The sequence below is a fragment of the Pseudonocardia halophobica genome (assembly GCF_027922425.1).
Taxonomy (GTDB): domain Bacteria; phylum Actinomycetota; class Actinomycetes; order Mycobacteriales; family Pseudonocardiaceae; genus Pseudonocardia; species Pseudonocardia halophobica.
This window is the reverse complement of record NZ_BSFQ01000225.1, coordinates 1-647: the sequence shown is the minus strand read 5'-3', so window position 1 is coordinate 647 and position 647 is coordinate 1. Positions and strand designations below refer to the sequence as shown.

Genomic DNA, 647 nt, shown 5'->3' with positions numbered 1-647 from the left:
GTGGGGACCCCGCCGATGCCGACCGGGTCGCCGGTCTCGACCGGGAATCCGTTGATCAGCACGCCCACTTCGGTGGAGGTGCCGCCGACGTCCGCGACGAGCGCGTCGCGCACCCCGCTGACGTGGGCAGCACCCCGCATGCTGTTGGCCGGGCCGCAGCCGATCGTCAGCACCGGGTAGCGCAGCGCGTACTCCAGTTCCATCAGCGTGCCGTCGTTCTGCGTGAAGTAGCGGGCCGGATGCAGGTCGTGCCGCTCGAGCGCCTCGCCGAAGGACTGCGCAACGGTCTCGGCCACCCCGGCCAGCGCCGCGTTGAGCACGGTCGCGTTCTCGCGCTCGATGAGGCCGATGCTGCCCACCTCGTGGCTGAGTGAGACGTGCACGTCCCCGAGGACGGATCGGGCGATCGCCTCCGCAGCGAGCTCGTGCCGGTCGGACACCGCAGAGAACACGCTGGTGACCGCCACGGCGTCGGCCCGGCCCGCGACGTCGGCGAGGAACCGGGCCGCTGTGTCGGCGTCGAACGGGGCCACCTGCGTGCCGTCGAACTCGATGCCGCCGTCGACGACTGTCTCGCCCGCCGACACCGCCGCGCGCAGGTCGGCCGGGAAAGTGGCGAGCGGCGGCACCGCCAGGGTGGCCGGGCC

Annotated in this window: 1 protein-coding gene; it reads right to left on the bottom strand. The window is 73.1% G+C overall.

Annotated elements, in window-relative coordinates:
* Window positions 1-647: hydantoinase/oxoprolinase family protein (locus PKE99_RS38295; protein ID WP_271215131.1), on the bottom strand; the 647-nt coding region annotated here is incomplete at both ends.